Origin of the sequence: Aphanothece hegewaldii CCALA 016 (genome assembly GCF_003007785.1) — a bacterium.
GTDB lineage: Bacteria > Cyanobacteriota > Cyanobacteriia > Cyanobacteriales > Microcystaceae > Chroococcus > Chroococcus hegewaldii.
In genome coordinates this window covers 1-1,120 of the sequence record NZ_PXOH01000116.1, presented here as the reverse complement: position 1 = coordinate 1,120, position 1,120 = coordinate 1, and the positions used below count along the sequence as shown (strand labels likewise).

The following is a 1,120-nucleotide window of genomic DNA, read 5'->3' as shown; positions in this document are numbered from 1 at the left end:
CTAGAATAAAATGTCGATAAAGACTACGCTTATCTCTAACTTGATATTCTTTTAGACCTAACCATCCCTTAGCTTCTCTGTAGAAAACTTCTACCCAGTTTCTTTGAGAATAAGTCGTTACTATCCATTCAGGCGTAACAATTGATGGGTCAACATTAGTGATCAAATAATCAATATCAGTAGCATTCTTGAAACTGGCAGCATTCATGACGATAGCTATAGTAGAAATGTCTTCATACTGTGATAACTTAATTTTTTGAGTTGTCACCCATACGGTTCGAGGTTTGTCTGTGTTTAATCGAACAGCCGTAAAATCTTCTTCTGACAAAGACTCTGCTAATTGGTCTAACCTAATTTTTAAAGAGAATTTTGTTTCTTCAAGTCTTACTTTTCGGTTTGAACGCTAGTCCTCCTAAATATTTCAATTTCTTTTTTTCTAATTCGATAAGGAAAGAAGTATTGTTACCATAACCTGCATCTAATAACACTATTTTTGGACGATAGCCTCTTTTTAAACTACGCTCGATTAAAGATAAAGCTATGGATGGCTTTTTTTGAAAAGCTGGGTCTTTCTTTCCTTCTGGTAATGAAGTTGCGTTTTGATACAATTCTATGTCTAAAGGTAGGCTTTTTGTTCCATCGTATAAATGGCTTGTTACCACAACAATACCATTATCCGTTTTCCCAATTTCACCTATGTATTGCCGTCCCACACCTTCTGTGAAATTGCCACTTTTTCTATGTCCTGAGTCATCAACAATTAAGGAAAAACCTTGATTTATTCTCGTTTGGCCACATTTATTCATCGTCTCTAAACGCCGTTCATTAATCTGCTCGGCCGACCAGACTGATTCGGTTAAAAAGTGATGGATTCGATGATATGTCACACCTACTGCATCTGCGGCGATCTGGGATAAGTTTTTCCGTTCGCTTTCCCCTAATAAACCTCCTAAATAATGCCTGAAACCTTTTTTTTGGGCTGGATGATTAAACAAATTGTCAAAACGATGACACCATCTTTCAAAGCATGGGGGCATGGCGGAGGGTGTTGTCTCTTTCATCTTTATGCCTCAACCTAAAAATCAATCATAGCAATTATTATACAGTTTTTTGCTTAATA

Annotated in this window: 1 pseudogene; it reads right to left on the bottom strand. The window is 36.5% G+C overall.

From position 1 onward, the window contains the following. Nucleotides 1-1,061 (bottom strand): annotated as a pseudogene (locus tag C7H19_RS25225) (IS701 family transposase); the annotation flags it as partial. Nucleotides 1,062-1,120: the final 59 nt, after the last annotated feature.